Consider the following 21,819-nt stretch of genomic DNA (forward strand, 5'->3'; position numbering starts at 1 on the left):
CTTCATCCGACGGAGAGTATGGATTGGGTCCCGGAGGGAGGTCGTCGTGATCAATATCAACGACATTCTCGTGCATATTCCGACCGAGCAGCCACCGCAGCCTGTCGTTGATGCCGCCGTCTCGTTGGCTGCCCGGTTCGACGCCCATCTCGATGCGATTGCAGTCGGATACATCCCGCCCAGTAGCGCGTATGTGGTCGATGGAGGCGCGGGCGCAGCAGTCGCCGCTTCAGAGATCTTCGAAATGGAGCGGCAACGCGCCGCCCAACGCAGCGCGGCTGCACTCGCCATTTTCGAGACGGAAGCCCGGAATGCGAACATCTCTCACGCAAGCCGCTCGGTCGAGGACCTGCCCGGTGAAGCCGCGTCCGCGCTCGGCGCTGCGGCCAGGCTCTATGGACTGACGGTGGTCCTGCAGACGGACGCAACACGGGACAGCTACGACAATAGGACTGCGACGGAGATCCTGCTCCAGGCGGGCGGACCCGTCCTGTTCGTGCCGCATATCTTCCGCGGCACCTTCAGGGCCAACCGTATCGGCATCTGCTGGGATGGAAGCCGCCTTGCCGCCCGCGCCTTCAAGGACGCAAGAACGTTTCTTTCTCAGGCAGAAGCGCTGGTCACGATTTCGATCAATGAGGCGCAGGTTGCTCCCACCGAGGCCTCAGCGCGGAAATTGACTGAACATATGGCTCGCGCCGGACTTACGACAACGCTGCTCGAGCTGACGGCAGAGCATTCCGAAATTCAGCCGTCCATCCTGTCCCTGGCCGCCGACGAAAGTCTCGACATGCTGGTGATGGGGGCATATGGGCATTCCCGCCTGCGGGAAGGCATTTTCGGCGGCGTCACCCGTGAAATGCTGAGAACGATGACGATCCCGACCCTGCTGTCGCATTGAATCGAGGCCGGCATCTGTGCTCACCGATCATGACAACGGACGTGATTGCGGAGACGCCGTCGATCCGGGATGCCTCTATTGTGGCCAATCTAGGAGAACGCATCATGAGCGTAACAGGCGTCACCGCGCTGGATCACACCATTCAGGAGACCAATGTCTGGCTCAAGGCGATCGAGGAGAAGCTGGATCTCGGTAGTCGTCAACAGGCCTACAACGCGCTCCGGGCTGTTCTGCATGCGTTGCGCGATCGCGTACCTCCGGAGGTGGCGATCAAGCTTGGCGCCCAGCTGCCGATCCTCCTGCGCGGGATCTACTACGAGAACTGGCACGCGGCGGGAACGCCGACCAAGGAGCGACATGCCAGCGACTTCGCGGATCACGTCGCAATGGAGCTGCCCCAGCAATTTCCCATCGCGCCGCTGACCGTCATTCGCGGGGTGTTCGAGATCGCGTGGGAGAAGCTCGATCCCGGTGAATTTGAGAAACTGATGCACCATCTGCCGGTGCAGATCCGCGAATTGAAATCGTAGTCCGGTCATCTGGCCCCGCCCGGCACGCCCGCCGCGCACTCAGCGACGGGACGCCTTCGTACCGGCCCAATCGCGTGTCGCCAGACCAGCGGCGATGCCGCCGGACCGTCGAATGGACCGCGCAGCCGGCCAAGTGAGCTTCCCAAGTGAGCTTCGATGTGCAGGGATCAGCGCTTTCCTGACCAGCGAGCATTCATTTCCTGACTGCAAGAATGTAGAGGTAGCTCATGATCGCGTACACGTCCTCGTCGGAAAATTCGATTTGCGGCATGTCCCTGTGCTTCGACACCATGCCTTCCGACAGCTCCGCCTGCAACTCGCGCCGATTGAACCGGGCGTAGATATCGCGCATCGGCGGAGCATTCTCGAGCGGGCTTTCGCCAACCGATTTGATCGCATGACAGCGCCCGCATCTTTCCTGCAGGATGGTCCTGCCTCGTTGCGCTGCCTTGCTGAGGTTCGCGGCGTCCACGTTTGTCGGCCAACACGAGAGCAGTCCGACGAAGAGGCCCAGAGCCCGAAACTTGAAACGCCCCGACATGCGTCTGGCTCTCCGCGGCAATCTAACAGCCCCGCCCGTTGCTCGAGTGCAAGCGGATTTAATAGCAGACCCGCACGTAATGCACATGCCGCCTGTGTCGGACAGCTCGGACATAGCAGTCGCCGTATCCGTACGGTCCCCAGAACGGTCCTGGCCCCCAATACGGTGCCGGTGGGTAGTAATAGACTGGCCCCGGATAGCCGTAATAGGGATACGGCCCCCAATAGCCGCCGCCGAGGGCCGCGCCGAACAGCGCGCCGGCAGCCAGGCCGCCGACGATTCCCGCGGCAATGCGCCCGTTGCGAGCGTCGGCACCCGTGGGTGCAAGCAGTGCGAGGGTCAGGACAGCCGCGGTCGCAACCGTGCCAATCTTCTTCTCGAAGCCCATTTCACCCCTCCTGTGCTGTTGCCTAAGAGAACGCAACATCGCGTGCGCAACGTTGCGAAGGATCAAACAATCCGGCTAGCGCTTCAGCATTTTCTTCGCCCGCGACAACGGTTGAGTGTTGATGACGTCTGCGGCTTCGAGCCAGCCTCGGCGCGCCTGATCGACGCCGAAACGCATGTTGGCGAATCCAGCCGTCGAATGTGCGTCCGTCGAGATCGCCAGCTTGACGCCCGCGGACTTGGCGGCATGAACATGGATATCGTTGAGATCGAGCCGGTCCGGGTCGGCGTTGAGCTCGAGATGACAGCCGCGCTCGCCCGCCGCCGCAATGACGGCTTCCATGTCGATCTCGTAAGGCTCGCGGTCCCCGATCAACCGTCCGGTCGGATGACCGATAATCGAGACATGGCGATTGTCCATCGCCCGGATGATGCGCTCGGTCTGCATCTTGCGCGAGAGCTCGAACTTGTAGTGAACGGAAGCAACGACCAGATCGAGCCGCGACAGGATCTTGTCAGGCAGATCAAGGCGTCCGTCCGCCAGAATATCGACCTCGGCGCCTTTCAGCACCGTAAATCCATCCAGCCGGTCGTTCAAACGGCCGATCTCGTCGATCTGACGCGACAGACGTCCGGCATCGAGACCATGGGCGACAGTGACATGTTGGCTATGGTCGGTCAGAGCCATATAGGCATAGCCTCTTGCCTTGGCGGCAGTCGCCATCTCGGCGATCGCGGCGGTGCCGTCGATCCATTTGGAATGGACGTGCAGGTCGCCTCGAATATCGGACAGCGTAATCAGTTTCGGGAGCTTTTTTGCTTTTGCGAGCGCGATCTCGCCGCGATCCTCGCGCATCTCGGGCGGAATCAGGGGCAGCCCGAGCTTGCCATAGATCTCCTCCTCGGTTGCTCCGGCGATGCGCCGCTTGCCGGCGAACAGGCCATATTCGTTCAGCTTCCAGCCGTGATCGTTAGCGAGTCCGCGCAAGGAGATGTTGTGCGCCTTGGATCCGGTGAAATACATCAGCGCGGCGCCGTAGCTGGCCTCAGGAACAACGCGCAGGTCGACGTGCAGCCCGGAGCGCAGCACCACTGCCGTCCGCGTATCGCCATGAGCGAGCACATTGGCGACATTGTCGTATCGAGAGAGTCTCCCGCCGGCGGCGTGGCCGTCACGTGCCACCATCAAGATATCAAGATCACCGACGGTATCGCGCCTGCGACGGTAGCTTCCGGCGACGATCACCTGTCCATCGGTCGCGTCTGGCCTCAGATAGCTGAGGAGTGCTTCCGCTTCGGCTTCGGCCTCGGATAGTCTGAAGCGCCTCTCGGCTCGAGGCTTGGCCAACGCCGCGGTGAGCTTTTCCTCGCTCTTGGCACCGAAGCCCCGAAGCTCTCTCAGCCGACCCGACCTCACCGCGCGCCTGAGGTCCGCGAGTGACCGCACGCCCAGCTTGTCGTAGAGCAGTTTGACGCGTTTCGGACCCAAGCCCGGGAGTGCCGCGATCTCTCCGAGATCGCCGGGCAGTTCACGCTTGAGCTTGTCCAGCACATCGAAATGATGGGTTGCGACGATCGTTTCGATCTTTCCTGCCAGATCCTTGCCGATACCTGGCAGCTCGGAAAGATCCTCACCCGCCTTCAAGAGGTTGGTGATGCTCTTGGGCAGACGTTCAATCACCCGCGCAGCATTGCGATAGGCCCGCGAACGAAACGGATTGTCGCCTTTGATCTCGAGAAGTTCGGCGGTCTGGTCGAACATCTCTGCAATTTCGGCATTCTGTACCGGCATCGATGCACCTCCGTCGCTTGACAAGCTAGAGAGGGATCGAGCCGCTTCCCTTGATGCAGATCAGAATTCAGGGACGCGAGCCTATCCGGTCGGTGACAGCTGCCAGCTGTTCAAGGTGGCTTGAAATCTGCACCGGATAGGGCGCGACCGCTTTGGAGGTTCTCAGCTCCGGAGGCAGCTGATCGAGCTGCCGGCGCGCGTGAGCCCGGATGTCGTGAAGTGAAGGTTGAGAGGCGATAGGGCGTCCGCCGAGCATCACTGCCTGGATCAGCGTTTCCCCCTCTTGTTGGTCCTCCTCGGTGGAAAGAATGTCTGCGAGCATACGACCATCCCTGTCATACCGGCGCCAAACCTGCTTGCGGCCGGGCCAGGTGGCTTTTCCCGTCGAGCGCTTGCGACGCGGCAAGCCCGCATACTCCTGCAGCTTATAGGCACAGTCGAGTGCTGGCGCATCGGACGACGTGACGAGGCCTGTGCCGATGCCGATACCGTCGATCGGCGTCGCATCCCGAGCGAAGGCAATCAGGGTACCCTCCTCTATCCCGCCACTGACGAAGATGCCGGTGTCCTTGAGTCCGCCGGAATCCAGAATGCAGCGCACCTTCTTGGCGAGCGCAGACAGATCCCCGCTGTCAAGCCGCACGGCGCTGACCGCAATTCCAAGCTCCTTCAATCGGGGCGCCAGCATGACGACCTTCCTCGCGGCCGCCTCGGTGTCATAAGTGTCGATCAGCAGGACGAGATTCTCTGGCCTGGCGCGCGCAAACGCCTCGAATGCTGCAGCTTCGTCATCAAAGGATTGAACAAACGAATGCGCCATGGTGCCATAGGTCGGAATGCCGAATGACTTCTCGGCCAGGAGGGTTGCCGTACCGGAGAACCCAGCGACATAGCTCGCGCGGGCGGCCAGCAACCCTGCCTCGGCACCATGGGAGCGACGCAAGCCAAAATCGACCAGGAGCTTGTCTGGCGCGAGTAAGACCAAGCGCGCGGCCTTGGAGGCAATCAGCGTCTGAAAATGCATGATGTTGATCAGGCGCGTCTCGACAAGCTGCGCCTCCGGCAAAGGAGCCGTAACCCTAAGGATCGGTTCGTTGCCAAAGAACACGGTGCCTTCCGGCATGGCGTGAACCTCGCCGGTGAAGCGGAAATTGGCGAGATAGTCGATCAACGACTTGCTGAACCTTTCCGTTCGCTCAAGCCAGCCGAGTTCGTCTTGCGAGAACCGTATGTTTTGCAGGAAATCGAGCGCCTGCTCCAGTCCGGCCGCCATCAGGAAGCTGCGCTGAGGCGGCAGCTTGCGCACAAAGAACTCAAATACGGCTGTATCAGTCTGGCCCGATTCAAGGTACGCTTCGATCATGGTCATCTGATACAGATCGGTTAGCAGCGCGCTCGGTAACGGGTCCATCGATGTCCTCGGCGCTCACATGACGTCAGCCATCCCTTCGATGTCTGCGCATCCCTATTTGACGCCGGTCAAGAGGCGGAAGCAAGTTGCCTCTATCCTCTTTGGTGGAAACGCCGCGGCGTCGCGAGCAAGGCGCGGCAGTGAGCGTCCGAGGCAAGAGCCATGCCCTATCGCACAAACATCGATCTTCCCCCTGCTGTTCGCGCTCACCTCCCATCACACGCGCAGGACATCTATCGGGAAGCATTCAACCACGCCTTTGCCGCCCATGCGGAAGACGAACGGCAGGAAGAGATTGCTCACCGCACAGCCTGGGCAGCGGTGAAGCGATCCTACGCGAAGGTCGGCGACCGCTGGGAGCCGCTGCCCCACGACCATTAGATGCCGGCTCGTCAGGAGGCGTGCATGGATCTGCTTGATGGAAACTGCCTCAAAGTGGCAATCACCTCGTCGTCGCTGACCTGATGAAAGTCGCGATAGAAATAGCCGAGCGCGCCAAACTCCTGAGGCTCATGCAGACAGACGACGGCATCGACTTCCGCATGCAATTTCCTGATGGCGTCCGGCGGCGCGACCGGGACCGCAAGCACGAGCTCTTTCGGTTCCTGCTTCCGAACAGCCTTGATGGCGGCAAGCGTGGTTGCGCCTGTCGCAACGCCGTCATCGACGATGATCGCAACCTGCCCCTTGACTTCGGCGCGAGCCCGATCGCCCAGATAGCGCTTGCGGCGCCGTTCGATCTCAGCACGTTCCTCCCTGCAGACGACCTCAAATTCTTCGGAGGTGACGCCGGATAGCTCGATCACGTCCTGGTTACGTATGGTGGTCATGCCCTCACCATCCGCGATGGCGCCCATTGCGAGCTCCGGCTGCCCCGGCAGCCCGATCTTGCGGACCAGCAGCAGATCGAGTGGCGCATTGAGGGCTGCTGCGACTTCCGCCGCAACCGGCACGCCGCCGCGTGGCAGCGCAAGAACGACCGGGTGCCGCCCCTTGTATTTGAGCAGCGCCTCGGCGAGTTGCCGGCCGGCATCGGTTCGGTTCTGGAACAGCATGGCAGACCTCATGCGGAAGAGGGGCAGGATATGAGCCGGACAGCCACTGCTATTGATCCGTATCAAGCTGCCGGCTGCCTCGATTGGCGATAGGCATCATATGCCCGGATGGCAGAATGAACCCTGGGGCGAGGACGCTGAGAATGGCAGCGCGACCGCTCTTGCTCGCAAGGTGGCGTTTCTCAGCCGGCCGGACAGTTATGTCCCGGCGCCCGACGCTGTGATCACGCGGGAGACCCACATGTCCTGGGTCTTCATGGTTGACGAGCGCGTCTACAAGCTCAAGAAGCCGGTTCATTTTCCATATCTCGATTTCTCCAGCCTTGAGCGCCGCGCAGAGGCCTGCCGCGCTGAGGTTTCGCTGAACCGAAGGCTGGCGCCCGACGTCTATCACGGCGTGGTGCCGCTGACGGCTGCGCCGGGTGGTTACGCCATCGGAGGAGGCGGACACATCGTTGATTGGCTCGTCGTCATGCGCCGGCTCGACGAAGGCCAGACGCTCGAAGTCGGGCTTCGCGATCGCAAGGTCTCCCAGGCCCAGATCGATGGTTTGGCAAGTCGCCTGAGCCGCTTCTATTCGCATGCGCGCCGGATCATGATCAATCCGGAGAGCTACATGGTGACCCTGCAAAAGGCAGTTCTGGCGGATCGGCGAGGTTTGCTCGAGTCGGCCTTCGACCTGCCCCGCGGCACCATCGAGCGCATCGCCAACCTGCAATGCCGTTTCCTGCGGCAGCGGACCGATCTACTGGCGCAGCGGGTGCATCACCGGCTCGTCCTCGACGGCCATGGCGATCTGCGGCCGGAACATATCTGGTTGAGCCCTCCCTTCCCCATCATCGATTGCCTGGAGTTCAATGCCCGCTTGCGGACGTCGGATGCACTGGACGAAATTGCCTTCCTGCACTTGGAATGCGCTCGACTGGGAGGACCGTGGGTCGGTGAGAGGCTTCGGCGATATCTGGCCGTCCAGCTCAATGATGACCCGGCCAGCGGACTGTTCTTGTTCTATCGGATTGGCCGCGCCATGCTGCGCGCCAGGCTATCCATCGCTCATCTCGCCGACGCCCATCCACGGACGCCGGAAAAATGGCCGCGGCTGGCGCGCACCTATCTCAAACTTGCCAAGGCGGACGCAGCGCAGCTTGAGCGGCAGCTCACGGCGTGAGCCAGAATTTGAATTGCGGGGGGATCAATCCTGATACGGAAGCAGCTCCGTCAGCGGCTCGTTGTGGTGCAGCCGACGAATGGTCTCTCCGAGAAGGGGCGCCGCCGAGACAATCTCGAGCTTATCGCGAACCGCGCCCGGCGGAAGCCTGAACGGTGGCACGCTGTCGGTCGCGATGATGCGGCCAATCGCAGGGTCGGCGAGCGTCGTTGCCGCGCCCGGCATGAACAGGCCGTGCGCGACGCAAGCTATCACCTCTTCGGCTCCATGGGCACGGGCCGCCTTCGCCGCCCGCACCAGGGTTCCACCGCTGCTGATGAGATCATCCACGATCACGCACAGCGCGTTCGCCACCTCCCCGGCGAACAAATCGCCCGAAACGACGCCGGAGCTGCGATGCTTCTCCACGAATGCCTTGCCGATCGGACGGCCGAGCGCTTTCCCAAGAACCTCGCGAAGCAGGTCCGCTCGCTTGCCGCCTCCGAGATCCGGCGAAACCACGGCAATCGGCCGATCAGCCGCGATCGCCTTGATCCTGCCGATCAAGAGCGGCGCCGTGCTCAGCGCTACCGATGGGCAACGGAACGCGTTCTCGAACGCGGCCTCGTTGTGAACTTCGAGGGCCACCACTGCGTCAACACCGATCGCCTCGAACATGGTCGCAAGATAACGGATCGTGACGGGGTCATTGGCCTTGGTGCGACGATCCTTTCGCGCATAGCACAGATACGGTGCGACCGCCGTCACCCGCGCAGCACCGGCATCCTTCAACGCTCCGACCAGGAACAGCAGCCGGCATAGCTTGTCGTTCGGACTCTCGTCAGGACCGCCATGGAGGCTATGCAGAACGTAGACGTCGCAGCCGGCGACAACTTCCAGCGGCCGCACCTTGTGTTCGCCGTCCTCGAAGCTGCGTTCTTCGACAGCGGCGAGACGGCATCCAAGCGCGTGAGCGATTTTTTCGCCAAGCCCTTCCGTGCCATGAAGACAGAACAAGCGCAGGCGATCACCAATCATCGGTTACCTCCAACGTCAAACCTGCTCGCCGCTCGCGTCTCGGCCGCCGATCTAAGCCCGCAGCCCATGTTTCCCGAGCATTCTGACCGTGCTCGCCTGCGGTCCTTTCTCTCCGATCTCCTCGACGTAGCTTACGCGGGCGCCGGGCACGATGCTTGATCCGCCATCAACGACACTATTGCAGTTGAAATAGACTTCGTGGCCGTCGGCGGCTTCCAGAAAGCCGAACTGGCCGCTTGGATCGATACGCGCAACGGTTCCGATCGGTTGAGGCTCGTGCGTCTTGACATCGCCACGCATCAGTCGCGCCCGGTCCTGCAATTGTCGACGCGCGCGTTTGAATGCGTTGTCTACGGCGAAGGTCAAGTCGACGTACCGTTCATCCAGCTTCGGGGTACGTCCAACGTGGACTTCCCGACCGTCGGGCAGCGCCAGCCGAACGCTCACCAGATATTGACCGCCGGTTTGGTGATGACCACCCGGACCTTTGACCATGACGCGCGCCGCAGTGATCCGGCCAAAGCGGCTCTCCAGTTCCGCGACATGTTGCTCAACGGCAGCCCGGATTTCAGCGGAGACGCGAATCCCTTCAAATTCGATTTGAACTGGTGTTTGCATTTCCGGCTCCTCTCCCGTGTCGAACTTATTGGACCACGGGAGCGAGGAGCAGCTTTGAGCAAGATCAACTTGCCTTCAGCGTTTTGGCTGCCACGCGATCACGATCAGCTCGCAGCAAACACGAAATCGTCTGCGCGATCGCTCGCGCAGACGACAGGGCATCCGGAACCAATCAGCCGATCTCACCAGGGGCCGCCCCACGGACCACCCCAGCCATAATAACGATGCCGCCAATACGGACGGGCATAGTAGGGACGGCCGTAATACGGCCCGTAGCCGACGCCGACATAGCCGTAGGGCGGACCATAATAATAGGGATCGTCGTAGTAATAAGGCGATGCCGTCGCCGCGATCCCGGCGCCGAGAAGCGCGCCGGCCGCGAGCGCGCCTGCTCCCCAGCCCCAGCCGCCGCCACGCCAGCCGCCACCACGCCAACCGCCGCCATGCCAGCCGCCATAGCGGACCTGAACCGTGCTGAGCGGCGCAACGTCAGCCTTCGCCGCGGCCGACAGCGCAGTGACGGGTGCAGACAACGCCGGAGCGCTCGCTCCGGCCAGCAGCGCGCCGGACAGGGCCAGCGCTCCCACATAGTTCAAGCTTCGCATCGCAAGGACTCCTCGACCAAGGTCATCACGCATGACTGCCCGCGAAGGTCATCCGGCGCAGTCCTCCGCCGCGATCGCGGCGACGAGCAAATGAGTTGCTCGTCGCTACGAACCGCCTGTCGGCACGACCGTTCCATTGCAAAAGCGCGATCGCCGGCGATACATCGATGTCATCCCTTCAATGCCGGCCGAGATTGCTCGAGCTGCCGGAATTGTCGTCGCCGGTGCTCGGGCTGTTGTTGTCGAGCAAGCCGGGGGCGTCATTCGGCGCCGATGGCGTGCGCCCCGATCCGTTCCCCGCCGCAGCGGCGGCTCCCGCCGCGCCCGATCCCATTCCGGTCGTCCCCGTCGCGTTTCCGGGTCCGCCCGGCGTTGAGGTTGTCGCGTCGCGGGAGGCGCCGGCGCTGCTGCCACCCGTGCCGCTGCTATCAGCCAAGGCGAGCTGGCTCGACAACGCGAGCGCAGCAGCGGATGCGATCAAGGCCAATTTCGTGGAGGATGTCCTTCCTTGGGAAGGACAAGGCCGCCTCGGACGGGATGGTCCCGAAGGATCAGCTTCGCCGTTTGCGGCCCTGCGCTGCCGCGGCCTGCTTGCGCAGACCCTCGGCCGCGCTGCCGACGATCTCGGAAATCTGCATCAGTTGCTTGGCGAGCGGGCTGGTCTTGCGCCAGACCATGCCGACCGTACGCTGCGGCTGCGGATCGGCGAAGCGCGCGAGCGACACCGACGCCGACCGCGTCTCGACGCCGACCGCCATCTCCGGAATCAACGTCACGCCCATGCCGGCGCCGACCATCTGCACCAGGGTCGACAGCGAGGAGGCATCGAGCATCTCGCGCGGCGCCTGCATGTTGCAGAACGACAGCGCCTGGTCACGGAAGCAGTGCCCCTCCTCCAGCAACAGCAGCCGCATCTCGCGCAGCATCTCGCTGCTCGGCACCGCCGCGCCTTCATATTCCGGCGGCCGCACCAGCAGGAAGCTCTCCGCGAACAGCGCGACCTCGGTCAGCGACGGCTCCGACACCGGCAGCGCGACGATCGCGGCATCGAGGCGGCCCTCGACCAGTTCCTCGATCAGCTTCGGCGTCTTGGACTCGCGGACGTGGATGTCGATCTCGGGATGTCTGCGCGTCAGGTTCCCAATCACCTTGGGCAGCAGATAGGGCGCGATCGTCGGGATCATGCCGAGCCGCAGCCGGCCCGTGAGCTTGTCGCGCGAGGCGCGGGCGAAGTCGCCGAGCTCATCGACCGAGCGCAGGATCTCGCGCACGCGCTCGGCGAGCTGCTCGCCGAATCGCGTCAGCACCACCTGGCGCGCATTGCGCTCCAGCAGCACGCCGCCAAGCGCGTCCTCCATCTCCTTGATCTGCATCGACAGCGCCGGCTGCGAGATCGCGCAGGCCTCCGCGGCGCGGCCGAAATGGCCGAGACGCGCCAGCGCATCGAAATAGCGAAGCTGCCGCATCGTCAAATGTATCATCAGTTTATCTTATCGTTCACCGCCGCGGAGTCAATTTTCCCTGGCCACAATCTTGAGATGCAGCGGTTACGCACCGTGTCCATATGCGTTTGGATGGCGTCAGACCAGGTTCATCAGATAATCTTATCGTTGCGATCACCAATCTCAATTTCCCCTGATCGAAGCAGCCGCGTAGGGTCCCGGCTCCCACCCCAGGGGGGAACCATGACGATCACGTCAGGAGAGAAACATGGATGACGTCAGCAAGTGCCCGTTTTCGGGCGGCTTGAAGGGATTTTCGAACAAGGATTGGTGGCCGAACCAGCTCAATCTCTCGGTCCTGCATCAGCACTCGAACCTCTCCGATCCGCTCGGTGAGGCGTTCGATTATTCCAAGGAATTCAAGAGCCTCGATCTCGACGCGCTGGTCAAGGACCTGCACGCGCTGATGACCGATTCGCAGGACTGGTGGCCGGCCGATTTCGGCCATTACGGTCCGCTGTTCATCCGCATGGCCTGGCACGCCGCCGGCACCTATCGCATTGGCGACGGCCGTGGCGGCGCCGGCACCGGCCAGCAGCGCTTCGCGCCGCTGAACAGCTGGCCAGACAACGCCAACCTCGACAAGGCCCGCCGCCTGCTGTGGCCGATCAAGCAGAAGTACGGCCAGAAGATCTCCTGGGCCGACCTGTTCGTGCTGACCGGCAACGTCGCGCTGGAATCGATGGGTTTCAAGACCTTCGGCTTCGGCGGCGGCCGCGCCGATACCTGGGAGCCCGAGCAGGACATCTATTGGGGCCCCGAGGGCAAGTGGCTCGCCGACGAGCGCTACAGCGGCGACCGCGAGCTCGCGGGCTCGCTCGCTGCCGTGCAGATGGGCCTCATCTACGTCAACCCGGAAGGCCCGAACGGCAATCCCGATCCGCTGGCTGCCGCGCGCGACATCCGCGAGACCTTCGCCCGCATGGCGATGAACGACGAAGAGACGGTGGCGCTGATCGCCGGCGGTCACACCTTCGGCAAGACCCACGGCGCGGGTGATGCGTCGCTGGTCGGGGCCGAGCCGGAAGGCGCCGACATCGCGCAGCAGGGTCTCGGCTGGGCCAGCAAGTACGGCTCGGGCAAGGGCGGCGATACCATCACCTCCGGCCTCGAAGTGATCTGGACGACGACGCCGACCAAGTGGAGCAACAACTTCTTCTGGAATCTGTTCGGCTACGAATGGGAGCTGACCAAGAGCCCGGCCGGCGCGCATCAGTGGAAGCCGAAGCACGGCGCCGGCGCCAACACGGTACCGGACGCGCATGACAAGTCGAAGCGGCATGCGCCGTCGATGCTCACCACCGACCTCGCGCTGCGCTTCGATCCGGCCTACGAGAAGATCTCGCGCCGCTTCCTGGAGAACCCGGATCAGTTCGCCGACGCCTTCGCCCGCGCCTGGTTCAAGCTGACCCATCGCGACATGGGTCCGAAGGTGCGTTACCTTGGCCCGCTGGTGCCGAAGGAGGATCTGATCTGGCAGGATCCGGTGCCGGCGCTCGATCATCCCGTTGTCGACGACAAGGACGTCGCGGCGCTCAAGGCGAAGATCCTCGCCTCGGGTCTGTCGGTGTCGCAACTGGTGTCGACGGCCTGGGCCTCAGCCTCGACCTTCCGCGGCTCGGACAAGCGCGGCGGCGCCAATGGCGCGCGCATTCGCCTGGCTCCGCAGAAGGACTGGGCGGTCAACAACCCGGCCGAGCTCGCCAAGGTGCTCTCGACGCTCGAGGCCATCCAGAAGGAGTTCAACGCGCAGGCCTCCGGCGGCAAGAAGATCTCGCTCGCCGACCTGATCGTGCTGGCCGGCAATGCCGGCGTCGAGGCGGCCGCCAAGAAGGCCGGCGTCGAGGTGACCGTGCCGTTCGCGCCCGGCCGCACCGATGCCTCGCAGGAGCAGACCGACGTCGAGTCGTTCGCGGTGCTCGAACCGACCCATGACGGCTTCCGCAACTATCTCAGCGGCAAGCAGTGGCTGTCGGGCGAGGAGCTGCTGGTCGACAAGGCGCAACTGCTCACCTTGACCGCGCCGGAGATGACCGTGCTGGTCGGCGGCCTGCGCGTGCTCGGCGCCAACGCCAACGGCTCCAAGCATGGCGTGTTCACCGAGCAGACCGAGACGCTCTCCAACGACTTCTTCGCCAACCTGCTCGACATGGGCGTGGCCTGGCGTCCGGTCGATCAGGGCGAGCACACCTTCGAGGGCCGCGACCGCAAGTCCGGCGCGATCAAGTGGACGGCGACCCGCGCCGACCTGATCTTCGGCTCGCACTCGCAGTTGCGCGCGCTGGCCGAGGTCTATGCCAGCTCGGATGCCAAGCAGAAGTTCGTCAAGGACTTCGTCGCCGCCTGGACCAAGGTGATGAACCTCGACCGGTTCGATCTGAAGGCCTGAGGCGACAAGCCGACTGACCGACACCAAAGAGAAGCGGCGCTTCAGTGATGAAGCGCCGCTTTTTTCATTGGACATGTCTATCAGTCGCGGGCCCGTCAGCGCGCCGCGGCCGAGCCGCCGCCGTCGATCTGGCGGCCCATCAGCGCGATCGCCTTCTGATAGACGCCGGCGGCGTTCCAGGCCTCGATGGCGGCGAAGTTCGGCTCGCCCGGCTGATAGCCGGCGCCTGCCTTCCAGCCGTTGGCGCGCAGGAAGTTCGCGGTCGAGGCCAGCGCGTTGGCGGCGACGTCGAGATTGCCGACGCCGTAAGCGAGGATGTTCTTCGGCATGAATTGCGTCTGCCCGACCTCGCCATGCATCGAGCCGCGGGTGTTGCCCGAGAGCACGCCGCGGTCGATCAGCTTGAGCGCGGCATAGAGCTGGTCGGTGAAGAACTCCGGACGGCGGCAGTCATAGGCGAGCGTCGCGATCGACGACAGCATGTGCTGATTGCCGCGCTGGCTGCCGAACGCGCTCTCCATGCCCCAGATCGCGATCAGCGGTCCGGGCGGCACGCCGTAACGCTGCTCGATCGAGGCGAACATCGCCGCCTGCGACTGCTTGAGCTGGCGGCCGCGCGCGACGATCGCAGCAGCCCCGCGCTTGGCGAGGAACTGATCGAGCGACAGCGAGAAGCTGCGCTGGCCGCGATCGGCGGCGATCGTCGCGGAGGCGTAGTTGGTCTGCATCAGCGCGGCGATCGCGGCGCCGCCGACGCCCTTCGCCCGCGCCTCCTCGCTGAATTCGCGCTTCCACGCCTCGAACCCCGCCGGCGACGAACCGCACTGCGCCGCTTGCGCAACGCCGCCGCAGGCTGCGAGCAGCGTCGCGACGGTGAACGTGAAGGTGATCATGGCCCGGCGCTTAATCATTCAGACTCCTCTGGTCGCGTCCGCCGATGCGGCCTGCATCGTGACCCCTATCGGGACATCGGACGCCGCTGCGCGGCAATATCGGCCGCTCCCGGTTGAAACGGCGACAACCTATCGGAAATGGAAGAAAATCATAGCCGGCGGCGTATTAGCCGCAGATGAACGCGCCGAGCACCCGTGATTGCGCAGCCGCCCATCGACATGCGTGGCCGTGCGGGTTCCAAGGATGCAGCTCCCGCAATCGTGATCAGCGCCATCTACATCATCATGACCGGCCGGACGTCCACCGGTTTCCAGCCGGTCGAAAACAGCGCCAAGGCGATCGCGATCCGCTCGCTGGCCGTGACGAGCAAACGCGAGATCCAGAGCTATCTCCCGCCACCTATCAGTTCGCCAGGCACAATGGCTTGGCCTTCAACATGACGGCGATCGCCCCTCCATCCCCGAGGGCCACGGCGTCGGCTTCGACACCGACTACATGACGCCGCCGGTACCGTAACCTTGACATATACGCTGCCCATAATTATAAAACGATACAGTTTCGTTTTAACACAACCGTTTTCCGAGGGAATGCTCTACAAGCACCGACCGAGATCGGAGACAGCAGGCCGTCATGAAACGAATCATTCTGTTGACCTTGATCCTGCTGTCATGGGCGCCCCTGGCGCACGCGGTCGCCGGGACCGGCTCCGGCATGCAGACCGAGAGGGATCCGTCAGCCTCCACCGATCCGGCACTGAGCCAGGAGACGATCGATCGCGAGCTCGACAAGTTCCGGCGGACGGAGGTGTCACTGCACCAGGCGCTGCGGATCGCCGAAAGGATTCATCCGGGCTCCAAGACCGCGGACATCAGCTTCGAGGGTGGGCTCGACGCGCCCGTCTACAAGGTCCGAACCCTGCAGAGCGGACGGATCTGGGAATCCGACATCGACGGCACCACGGCGAAGGTGCGCAACAGCGTGCTGTTCTCCACCGTGGATGGACTGAGCGAAAGCGATCGTAACAGCCTGGCTGCCCTCACCACGGTCCGGCTCAAGATGTCGGATGCGATTCGGATCGCCGAGCGCTCGGCGGCCGGCCGGGCGATCAGTGGCGGCCTGATGAACAAGGACGGCAAGCTCGCCTTCGTCGTGGTCGTCGTCAGCGGCAACGATCTCAAGCAGGTGACGCTCGAACCGTCATCGCTCCGGCGACGCTGATCGCGCTGCTCAGACCTTCGGCTGCAGCGCCAGGAACGTCTTGACCCGGTCACGGACGAAGCCGGGCAGCTCCCTGCGGATCGTCCTTTCGCTCTCGCCCATGAGCGAGCGCATGATCACCGGCATGACGATCAGATCGATGAAGATCTCGGCAGAAACGGCCGACGCCTTCGACGGCGTCCGGCGAGCGGTCGTGGCCGAGGCGCCGATCGTCTCGCCGAGCAGCACCGCCACAGCATGGGTGGCCCGCTTGCGCGAGACGTCATGAAACTGACAACTGAGATCGGGAAACCGGTAAGCCTCCCCGATCGTGACCCGTAACAATCCCAGCGAGTCCTTCAGCGCCCGATCGACGATGGCGATGGCCAGTCCAACCAGCTTTTCCTGTGCGGTGCCGGCCACCGGCGCGTAGGACCCGAGATTCATCACGTCGTTGATGGACCGCGCGACGACGGCGGCAAACAATGCGGCCTTGCCGGTGTATCGGGCATAAATCGTCGGCTTGCTGGCGGGGGCGCGCTCGGCGATCTCGTCGATGCTGGCGCCGTCAAAGCCGCGCTCGAGAAACACCGCGCGCGCAGCGTCCAGAATACGTTCCTCGATATTTCCAGCCAGCGCCTTCGGCGGCCGTCCCACCCGCCCGCGAAACGCTTCCGTGCGTGCAACGTCCGTACGTTTCAATTTGGCCTGCGTGCGGGCCATACTCAACGACCTCGACTCGACATGAAGATATGTCGTCAAGGGATTACACGTTCTTGTCGAGACGGCAATAGAACGACCACGCCACGCGGCTATGCGCATGGTGGCGTACATAATCGGCAACGCATCAGCACAAACACCTCAAAATACCTCAGGTAACAAGCTCCCCGAGATCGTCGAACACGGCAAGCGCACCGTCGAACGCGTCGTCATGAAAGTAGAGGCTGCGCGTGATCAGCACGGGAACGCCGGCGCGGGTCGCAGCCATCAACCCGTTACCGGAGTCCTCGATCGCGATGCAACTGGCCGCGGGTAGATCGAGCTGCGACAAGACCTCCAGGTAGACATCGGGCGCAGGCTTCTTGCGCACGACATCGTCGGCCGCCACGACGGCGGCAAATCCTGCCTCCCAGTTCGCGCCCAGCGCGGGCGCCAACAGGGCATCGATATTGGCGCGCGTGGTGGTCGTCGCGATCGCGAGCCGCTGCCCGCGGGCCGAGGCAGCCTCCAGTAATGCTTGAACGCCCGGGCGCAACGGGCAGCCCTTGTCGGCCATCAGCGCGGCAAACCGCTCCGTCTTGATGCGATGAAGCCGGGCAACGACGGCGTCGCTGAGCGGCGGACCCGTGCGCCGCATCTGGTCGAACGCACGGACGCGCTCCTTGCCACCGGTGACACGCAGCAGCTCCTTGTAGATGCGGCGGCCCCAGTGCCAGTCGATGCCCACCGCGACGAACGCCTCGTTGAAGGCCTCGCGATGGATCTCCTCGGTCTCGGCCATCGTGCCGTCGACGTCGAAGATCAGTGCGCCGGCGTCGGCGATGCGGCGCCGGAGGTCGTCGAGCGGCGCGTTCCTCACCAGAGCCAGACTCATGATTGCACCTCCACCCTGCCGTCCCCCGCGTCGGCCCCCTTGGCGAACACGCGGCTTGCCAGCACGTCGCTGGCTTCGATCGACATCACGTCATCGGACGTCAGCACGCGGTCGAGCCGCGACACCAGCCGGTTGGCCTGGCGCAGGCGGATCCGATCCAGCGCGTTGCGGATCGAGCGCGCGTTGGAGAACATGGGCTGAGTGCGCCGGACGGCGATGTATCTTTCGAAAGCGGCGCGGGCCTCCGGCGTGAAGCGATAATTCTGCCCTTCCAGCATCATCTCGGAGATCGTCAGCAGCTCGGCCTCCGAATAGTCGGGGAAGTCGATGTGATGGGCGATGCGCGAGCGGAAGCCGGGATTGCTCTGGAAGAACTTCTCCATCCGGTCGGCATAGCCGGCAAGAATGACCACGAGGTCCTCGCGCTGCGACTCCATGATCTGCAGCAGGATCTCGATCGACTCCTGGCCGTAGTCGCGCTCGTTCTCGGGACGGTAGAGATAATAGGCCTCGTCGATGAACAGGACGCCCCCCATCGCCTTCTTCAGCACCTCCTTGGTCTTCGGCGCGGTGTGGCCGATATACTGGCCGACGAGGTCGTCGCGGGTGACGCTGATGACGTGGCCGCGGCGCACGAAGCCGAGCCGGTGCAGGATGCCGGCCATGCGCAGCGCGACCGTGGTCTTGCCGGTGCCGGGATTGCCGGTGAACGACATGTGCAGGGTCGGAAATGTCGTCGCCAGCCCCATCTTGCGGCGGATCCGCTCCATCATCAACAGCGAGGCGATCTCGCGGATTCGCGTCTTGACCGGGGTGAGCCCGACCAGCTCGCGGTCGAGCTGCTCCAGCACCGGCGCAATATCGACGCTCTCGAACTCGCGGCGCAGGTCGACGGTGTCGACCGGCGTCGCCTCGGTGGTGTCCGTCTGCGTGGCCTGCATCATCGGCTGGTGCTCCGTTCTGGACGTTCGCATCAGATCGCCGTGCGTTCGATTGCGAACCTGGCAGCAACGAAGCAACGGCAAATAGAAGGTGATATGGCCGCTCCGGGCGGAGTTCCCTGCCACGCCGCAGACCTGCAGGCGCAGCAGCGACCTCCGCCCGCCAGGGATCAGTAACGCTGGCCTTCCGGGCGCTCGGCCGCGTAGGACCGCGTCGAATAACGCTGATTGCGCCCGACGGTTTCCTGCCGGTCGAGCCGGAAGCCCGGCTCGTTCTGCGGCCGGTTGACGATGAAGGACAACCGGGTCGATTCCCAGCCATGGCTGGAATCGAAGGCCGAGATGCGGATGTAGCGGTCGCCGTAGATCTTCCGGCACTCGGTCAGCTCGTGCATGATGCCGGCGGCGTCACGCAGGTCGAACATCGGCAGGCCCCACATCTCCCAATAGGTGTTGCGGGGATGCGGATCGTCGGTGAACTCGATGTTCACGGCCCAATTCTTCTCGAGGCAATACTGGATCTGAGCGGAGATCTGCTCGTCGGTCAGATCGGGCAGGAAAGAAAAGCAACCCTGGGTCACGCGCATGTTGATGTCTCCTGATATCGCTGAAACGGGCGAGCCGGTGTCCGGCTCGCATCGCGGCGTCGCATCGAACGATTGTTAGGCGGCAGGCGTCACGGTCGGGACGAAGTCCGGCGAATCGGTCGATTCGTAGTTGAAGGTGACGTCCTTCCAGATCTCCAGCGCCTCGCGCAGCGGCGTGCAGGTCTGTGCCGCCTTGGCCAGGATCTCCGGACCTTCATGCACGTAGTCGCGGCCCTCATTGCGGGCGAGGATCATCGCTTCCAGCGCGACGCGGTTGGCGGTCGCACCGGCGGCGATGCCGCGCGGATGGCCGATCGTGCCGCCGCCGAACTGCAGCACGACGTCCTCGCCGAGCAGGTCGAGCAACTGGTGCATCTGGCCGGCATGGATGCCGCCGGAGGCCACCGGCATCAGCTTGTTCAGGCTGGCCCAGTTCTGGTCGAAGAACACGCCATGCTCCAGCCGCATCGGATTGAAGTCCTCGCGGCAGATGTCGTAATAGCCGCGCGTGGTGTTCGGATCGCCTTCGAGCTTGCCGACCACGGTGCCGGCATGGATGTGGTCGACGCCGGCGAGCCTCATCCATTTGGCGATGACGCGGAACGACACGCCGTGCGCGCGCTGCCGCGTGTAGGTCGAGTGACCGGCACGATGCAGATGCAGGATCATGTCGTTCCGGCGCGCCCATTTCGCCATCGACTGGATCGCGGTGTAGCCGATCACGAGATCGATCATGACGATCGTCGAGCCGAGCTCCTTGGCGAACTCGGCGCGCTCATACATGTCCTCCATCGTCGCCGCGGTGACGTTGAGGTAGGTGCCCTTGATCTCGCCGGTTGCCGCCTGCGCCTTGTTGACCGCCTCCATGCAGTACAGGAAGCGCTCGCGCCAATGCATGAACGGCTGAGAGTTGATGTTCTCGTCGTCCTTGGTGAAGTCGAGCCCGCCCTTCAGCGCCTCGTAGACGACGCGTCCGTAGTTGCGGCCGGACAGGCCGAGCTTCGGCTTGACGGTGGCGCCCAGTAGCGGCCGGCCGAACTTGTCGAGCCGCTCGCGCTCGACGACGATGCCGGTCGCCGGCCCCTGGAACGTCTTAACATAGGCAACCGGCAGCCGCATGTCTTCCAGCCGCAGCGCCTTCAGCGGCTTGAAGCCGAACACGTTGCCGATGATCGAGGCTGTCAGGTTGGAGATCGAGCCCGGCTCGAACAGATCGAGGTCATAGGCGATATAGGCGAAGTAGCTGCCGGGCGAGCCCGGCACCGGCTCGACCCGGTAGCACTTGGCGCGGTACTTCTCGGCTGCGGTCAGACGGTCGGTCCACACCACGGTCCAGGTCGCGGTCGAGGATTCGCCGGCGACCGCGGCGCAGGCCTCGGTCGGATCGACACCGTCCTGCGGCGTGACGCGGAACAGCGCGATGACGTCGGTGTCCTTGGGCTGATAGGACGGCTCCCAATAGCCCATCTTCTTGTATTCCATCACGCCGGACTTGTAGCGATCCTTGCCGCGCACCGTGATCGATTGGTCGTTCATGTGTTCCTCCTGGATTTTCGTTGTGGCTGTGGACGTCACGCAGCTTCGGTCATTCCCCCAATTCGCGGATCGAGCGCGCCGGAGCGATAGCGCTTGGCCATCTCCGACAGCGGCAGCACCTTGATCCTGGATGCATTGCCGGCGGCGCCGAACTGCTCGAACCGCTCGCGGCAGAGCTCGCGCATCGAATCCATCGCGGGCTTCAGGAATTTGCGCGGATCGAACTCGCTCTTCGACGACGCGCCGACTTTTCGGAAGATGGCGGTCATTGCCAGCCGGCAGTCGGTGTCGATGTTGACCTTGCGCACGCCGTGACGGATGCCGCGCACGATCTCCTCGACCGGGACGCCCCAGGTCTGCGGCATCTCGCCGCCGAACTGGTTGAACATGTCCTGCAGGCTCTGCGGCACCGAGGACGAGCCGTGCATGACGAGATGCGTATTCGGCAGCCGGCGATGGATCTCCTCGATCACGTTCATGGCGAGAATCTCGCCGTCCGGCTTGCGCGAGAATTTGTAGGCGCCGTGCGAGGTGCCCATCGCGATCGCCAGCGCATCGACCTTGGTGGCGCGGACGAAGTCGACCGCCTGGTCGGGATCGGTCAGCAGCTGCTCGCGGCTGACCTTGCCCTCGAGGCCGTGACCATCCTCCTGCTCGCCGCCGCCATGTTCGAGCGAGCCGAGCACGCCGAGTTCGCCCTCGACCGAGGCGCCGACCCAATGTGCCATGTCCGTGACGCGCCGGGTAATGTCGACATTATAGTCGTAGTCCGCCGCGGTCTTGGCGTCGGCCTTGAGCGATCCGTCCATCATGACAGAAGTGAAGCCGTACTTGATCGCGGTGGCGCAGGTCGCCTCGTCATTGCCGTGGTCCTGGTGCAGGCAGAGCGGGATCTGCGGATACATCTCCTCCAGCGCGTCGATCATCTTGGACAGCATGATGTCGCCGGCATAGGAGCGCGCGCCGCGCGAGGCCTGGATGATCACGGGGGCATCGACGGCCGCGGCCGCCTCCATGATCGCCAGCCCCTGCTCCATGTTGTTGATGTTGAACGCCGGCACGCCGTAGCCGCGCTCGGCCGCATGGTCCAGCAATTGTCTGAGCGTGATCCGCGCCATGTTGGTCTCCGTCCCTGGTTCGATGTTCTGTTTGGC

The 21,819-nt window shown here is 63.7% G+C and carries 24 protein-coding genes; 7 read left to right on the plus strand and 17 right to left on the minus strand.

Annotation, left to right across the window (positions count from 1 at the left end; genetic code table 11):
- The first annotated feature begins 46 nt into the window (after positions 1–46).
- Both QX073_RS23805 and QX073_RS23810 read left to right on the plus strand, forming a co-directional pair.
- Positions 47–901, plus strand: a complete 855-nt coding sequence (locus tag QX073_RS23805; protein WP_316226464.1) for a universal stress protein — start codon at positions 47–49, stop codon at positions 899–901.
- Positions 902–930: 29 nt separating this feature from the next.
- Entirely contained in the window at positions 931–1,431 is a 501-nt protein-coding gene (locus tag QX073_RS23810; protein ID WP_316226465.1) for a DUF2267 domain-containing protein, read from the plus strand.
- Between the two features lie 193 nt (positions 1,432–1,624).
- Here QX073_RS23810 and QX073_RS23815 read toward each other — a convergent pair whose 3' ends face one another.
- The 4 genes from QX073_RS23815 to QX073_RS23830 all read right to left on the minus strand — a co-directional run bounded on the left by QX073_RS23815 (position 1,625) and on the right by QX073_RS23830 (position 5,562).
- Positions 1,625–1,972 (minus strand): cytochrome c, encoded by a 348-nt coding sequence (locus QX073_RS23815; protein WP_315718648.1) that lies wholly within the window; start codon positions 1,970–1,972, stop codon positions 1,625–1,627.
- A gap of 58 nt (positions 1,973–2,030) precedes the next feature.
- Positions 2,031–2,360: a hypothetical protein gene (locus QX073_RS23820; protein WP_316226466.1), complete on the minus strand. Its 330-nt coding sequence runs from the start codon at positions 2,358–2,360 to the stop codon at positions 2,031–2,033.
- A 75-nt stretch (positions 2,361–2,435) separates the two neighbouring features.
- Positions 2,436–4,151, minus strand: coding sequence for a DNA polymerase/3'-5' exonuclease PolX (gene polX / locus QX073_RS23825; protein ID WP_316226467.1), 1,716 nt, complete (start codon positions 4,149–4,151; stop codon positions 2,436–2,438).
- Positions 4,152–4,218: 67 nt separating this feature from the next.
- Positions 4,219–5,562 carry a nicotinate phosphoribosyltransferase gene (locus tag QX073_RS23830; protein ID WP_316226468.1) on the minus strand — a complete coding sequence of 448 codons (1,344 nt, stop codon included), beginning with the start codon at positions 5,560–5,562 and terminating at the stop codon, positions 4,219–4,221.
- A 162-nt stretch (positions 5,563–5,724) separates the two neighbouring features.
- Here QX073_RS23830 and QX073_RS23835 point away from each other — a divergent pair, with 162 nt between their 5' ends.
- A complete protein-coding gene (locus QX073_RS23835) occupies positions 5,725–5,943 on the plus strand; it encodes a ChaB family protein (protein WP_316226469.1) in 219 nt (72 codons plus the stop codon).
- A gap of 11 nt (positions 5,944–5,954) precedes the next feature.
- On the opposite strand, the gene QX073_RS23840 is transcribed toward QX073_RS23835, so the two are convergent.
- Entirely contained in the window at positions 5,955–6,617 is a 663-nt protein-coding gene (locus QX073_RS23840; protein ID WP_316226470.1) for a phosphoribosyltransferase, read from the minus strand.
- Positions 6,618–6,858: 241 nt separating this feature from the next.
- On the opposite strand from QX073_RS23840, the gene QX073_RS23845 reads away from it, so the two are divergent.
- Positions 6,859–7,785 (plus strand): hypothetical protein, encoded by a 927-nt coding sequence (locus QX073_RS23845; protein WP_316172508.1) that lies wholly within the window; start codon positions 6,859–6,861, stop codon positions 7,783–7,785.
- A gap of 24 nt (positions 7,786–7,809) precedes the next feature.
- On the opposite strand, the gene QX073_RS23850 is transcribed toward QX073_RS23845, so the two are convergent.
- From QX073_RS23850 to QX073_RS23870, 5 genes are all read right to left on the minus strand, one after another.
- Positions 7,810–8,802 carry a ribose-phosphate diphosphokinase gene (locus QX073_RS23850; RefSeq protein ID WP_316172509.1) on the minus strand — a complete coding sequence of 331 codons (993 nt, stop codon included), beginning with the start codon at positions 8,800–8,802 and terminating at the stop codon, positions 7,810–7,812.
- A 51-nt stretch (positions 8,803–8,853) separates the two neighbouring features.
- On the minus strand, positions 8,854–9,420 hold the full coding sequence (locus tag QX073_RS23855; RefSeq protein ID WP_316226471.1) for an HPF/RaiA family ribosome-associated protein: 567 nt from the start codon (positions 9,418–9,420) through the stop codon (positions 8,854–8,856).
- A gap of 182 nt (positions 9,421–9,602) precedes the next feature.
- Positions 9,603–10,025 (minus strand): hypothetical protein, encoded by a 423-nt coding sequence (locus QX073_RS23860; protein WP_315827733.1) that lies wholly within the window; start codon positions 10,023–10,025, stop codon positions 9,603–9,605.
- Between the two features lie 178 nt (positions 10,026–10,203).
- On the minus strand, positions 10,204–10,506 hold the full coding sequence (locus tag QX073_RS23865; RefSeq protein ID WP_316226472.1) for a hypothetical protein: 303 nt from the start codon (positions 10,504–10,506) through the stop codon (positions 10,204–10,206).
- Between the two features lie 70 nt (positions 10,507–10,576).
- A complete protein-coding gene (locus QX073_RS23870; RefSeq protein ID WP_315714347.1) occupies positions 10,577–11,506 on the minus strand; it encodes a hydrogen peroxide-inducible genes activator in 930 nt (309 codons plus the stop codon).
- Between the two features lie 229 nt (positions 11,507–11,735).
- Between QX073_RS23870 and katG the strand changes: the two genes are divergently transcribed.
- The gene (gene katG, locus QX073_RS23875) at positions 11,736–13,916 is read left to right on the plus strand and encodes a catalase/peroxidase HPI (protein ID WP_315714346.1); all 2,181 of its coding nucleotides are present in this window, start codon (positions 11,736–11,738) and stop codon (positions 13,914–13,916) included.
- Between the two features lie 95 nt (positions 13,917–14,011).
- Here the strand turns inward: katG and QX073_RS23880 are convergent, their stop codons facing one another.
- On the minus strand, positions 14,012–14,827 hold the full coding sequence (locus QX073_RS23880; protein WP_409977953.1) for a lytic transglycosylase domain-containing protein: 816 nt from the start codon (positions 14,825–14,827) through the stop codon (positions 14,012–14,014).
- A gap of 177 nt (positions 14,828–15,004) precedes the next feature.
- Between QX073_RS23880 and QX073_RS23885 the strand changes: the two genes are divergently transcribed.
- Positions 15,005–15,250, plus strand: a complete 246-nt coding sequence (locus QX073_RS23885) for a hypothetical protein (RefSeq protein WP_316201200.1) — start codon at positions 15,005–15,007, stop codon at positions 15,248–15,250.
- A 190-nt stretch (positions 15,251–15,440) separates the two neighbouring features.
- The gene (locus QX073_RS23890; protein WP_315714344.1) at positions 15,441–16,028 is read left to right on the plus strand and encodes a PepSY domain-containing protein; all 588 of its coding nucleotides are present in this window, start codon (positions 15,441–15,443) and stop codon (positions 16,026–16,028) included.
- 9 nt (positions 16,029–16,037) lie between these two features.
- On the opposite strand, the gene QX073_RS23895 is transcribed toward QX073_RS23890, so the two are convergent.
- The 6 genes from QX073_RS23895 to fba all read right to left on the minus strand — a co-directional run bounded on the left by QX073_RS23895 (position 16,038) and on the right by fba (position 21,783).
- A complete protein-coding gene (locus QX073_RS23895; protein WP_316201201.1) occupies positions 16,038–16,730 on the minus strand; it encodes a TetR/AcrR family transcriptional regulator in 693 nt (230 codons plus the stop codon).
- Between the two features lie 148 nt (positions 16,731–16,878).
- The gene (locus QX073_RS23900; protein ID WP_315714342.1) at positions 16,879–17,601 is read right to left on the minus strand and encodes an HAD-IA family hydrolase; all 723 of its coding nucleotides are present in this window, start codon (positions 17,599–17,601) and stop codon (positions 16,879–16,881) included.
- Positions 17,598–18,542, minus strand: a complete 945-nt coding sequence (gene cbbX, locus QX073_RS23905; protein ID WP_316192035.1) for a CbbX protein — start codon at positions 18,540–18,542, stop codon at positions 17,598–17,600. The genes QX073_RS23900 and cbbX overlap by 4 nt, the downstream gene beginning before the upstream one ends.
- Positions 18,543–18,712: 170 nt before the next feature.
- Positions 18,713–19,129 (minus strand): ribulose bisphosphate carboxylase small subunit, encoded by a 417-nt coding sequence (locus tag QX073_RS23910; RefSeq protein ID WP_316172510.1) that lies wholly within the window; start codon positions 19,127–19,129, stop codon positions 18,713–18,715.
- Between the two features lie 75 nt (positions 19,130–19,204).
- Positions 19,205–20,665 (minus strand): form I ribulose bisphosphate carboxylase large subunit, encoded by a 1,461-nt coding sequence (locus QX073_RS23915; protein WP_315714340.1) that lies wholly within the window; start codon positions 20,663–20,665, stop codon positions 19,205–19,207.
- Positions 20,666–20,700: 35 nt separating this feature from the next.
- Positions 20,701–21,783: a class II fructose-bisphosphate aldolase gene (gene fba, locus QX073_RS23920; RefSeq protein WP_316191936.1), complete on the minus strand. Its 1,083-nt coding sequence runs from the start codon at positions 21,781–21,783 to the stop codon at positions 20,701–20,703.
- Positions 21,784–21,819: the final 36 nt, after the last annotated feature.

This window comes from Bradyrhizobium sp. SZCCHNS3052 (assembly GCF_032484495.1).
Lineage (GTDB): Bacteria > Pseudomonadota > Alphaproteobacteria > Rhizobiales > Xanthobacteraceae > Bradyrhizobium.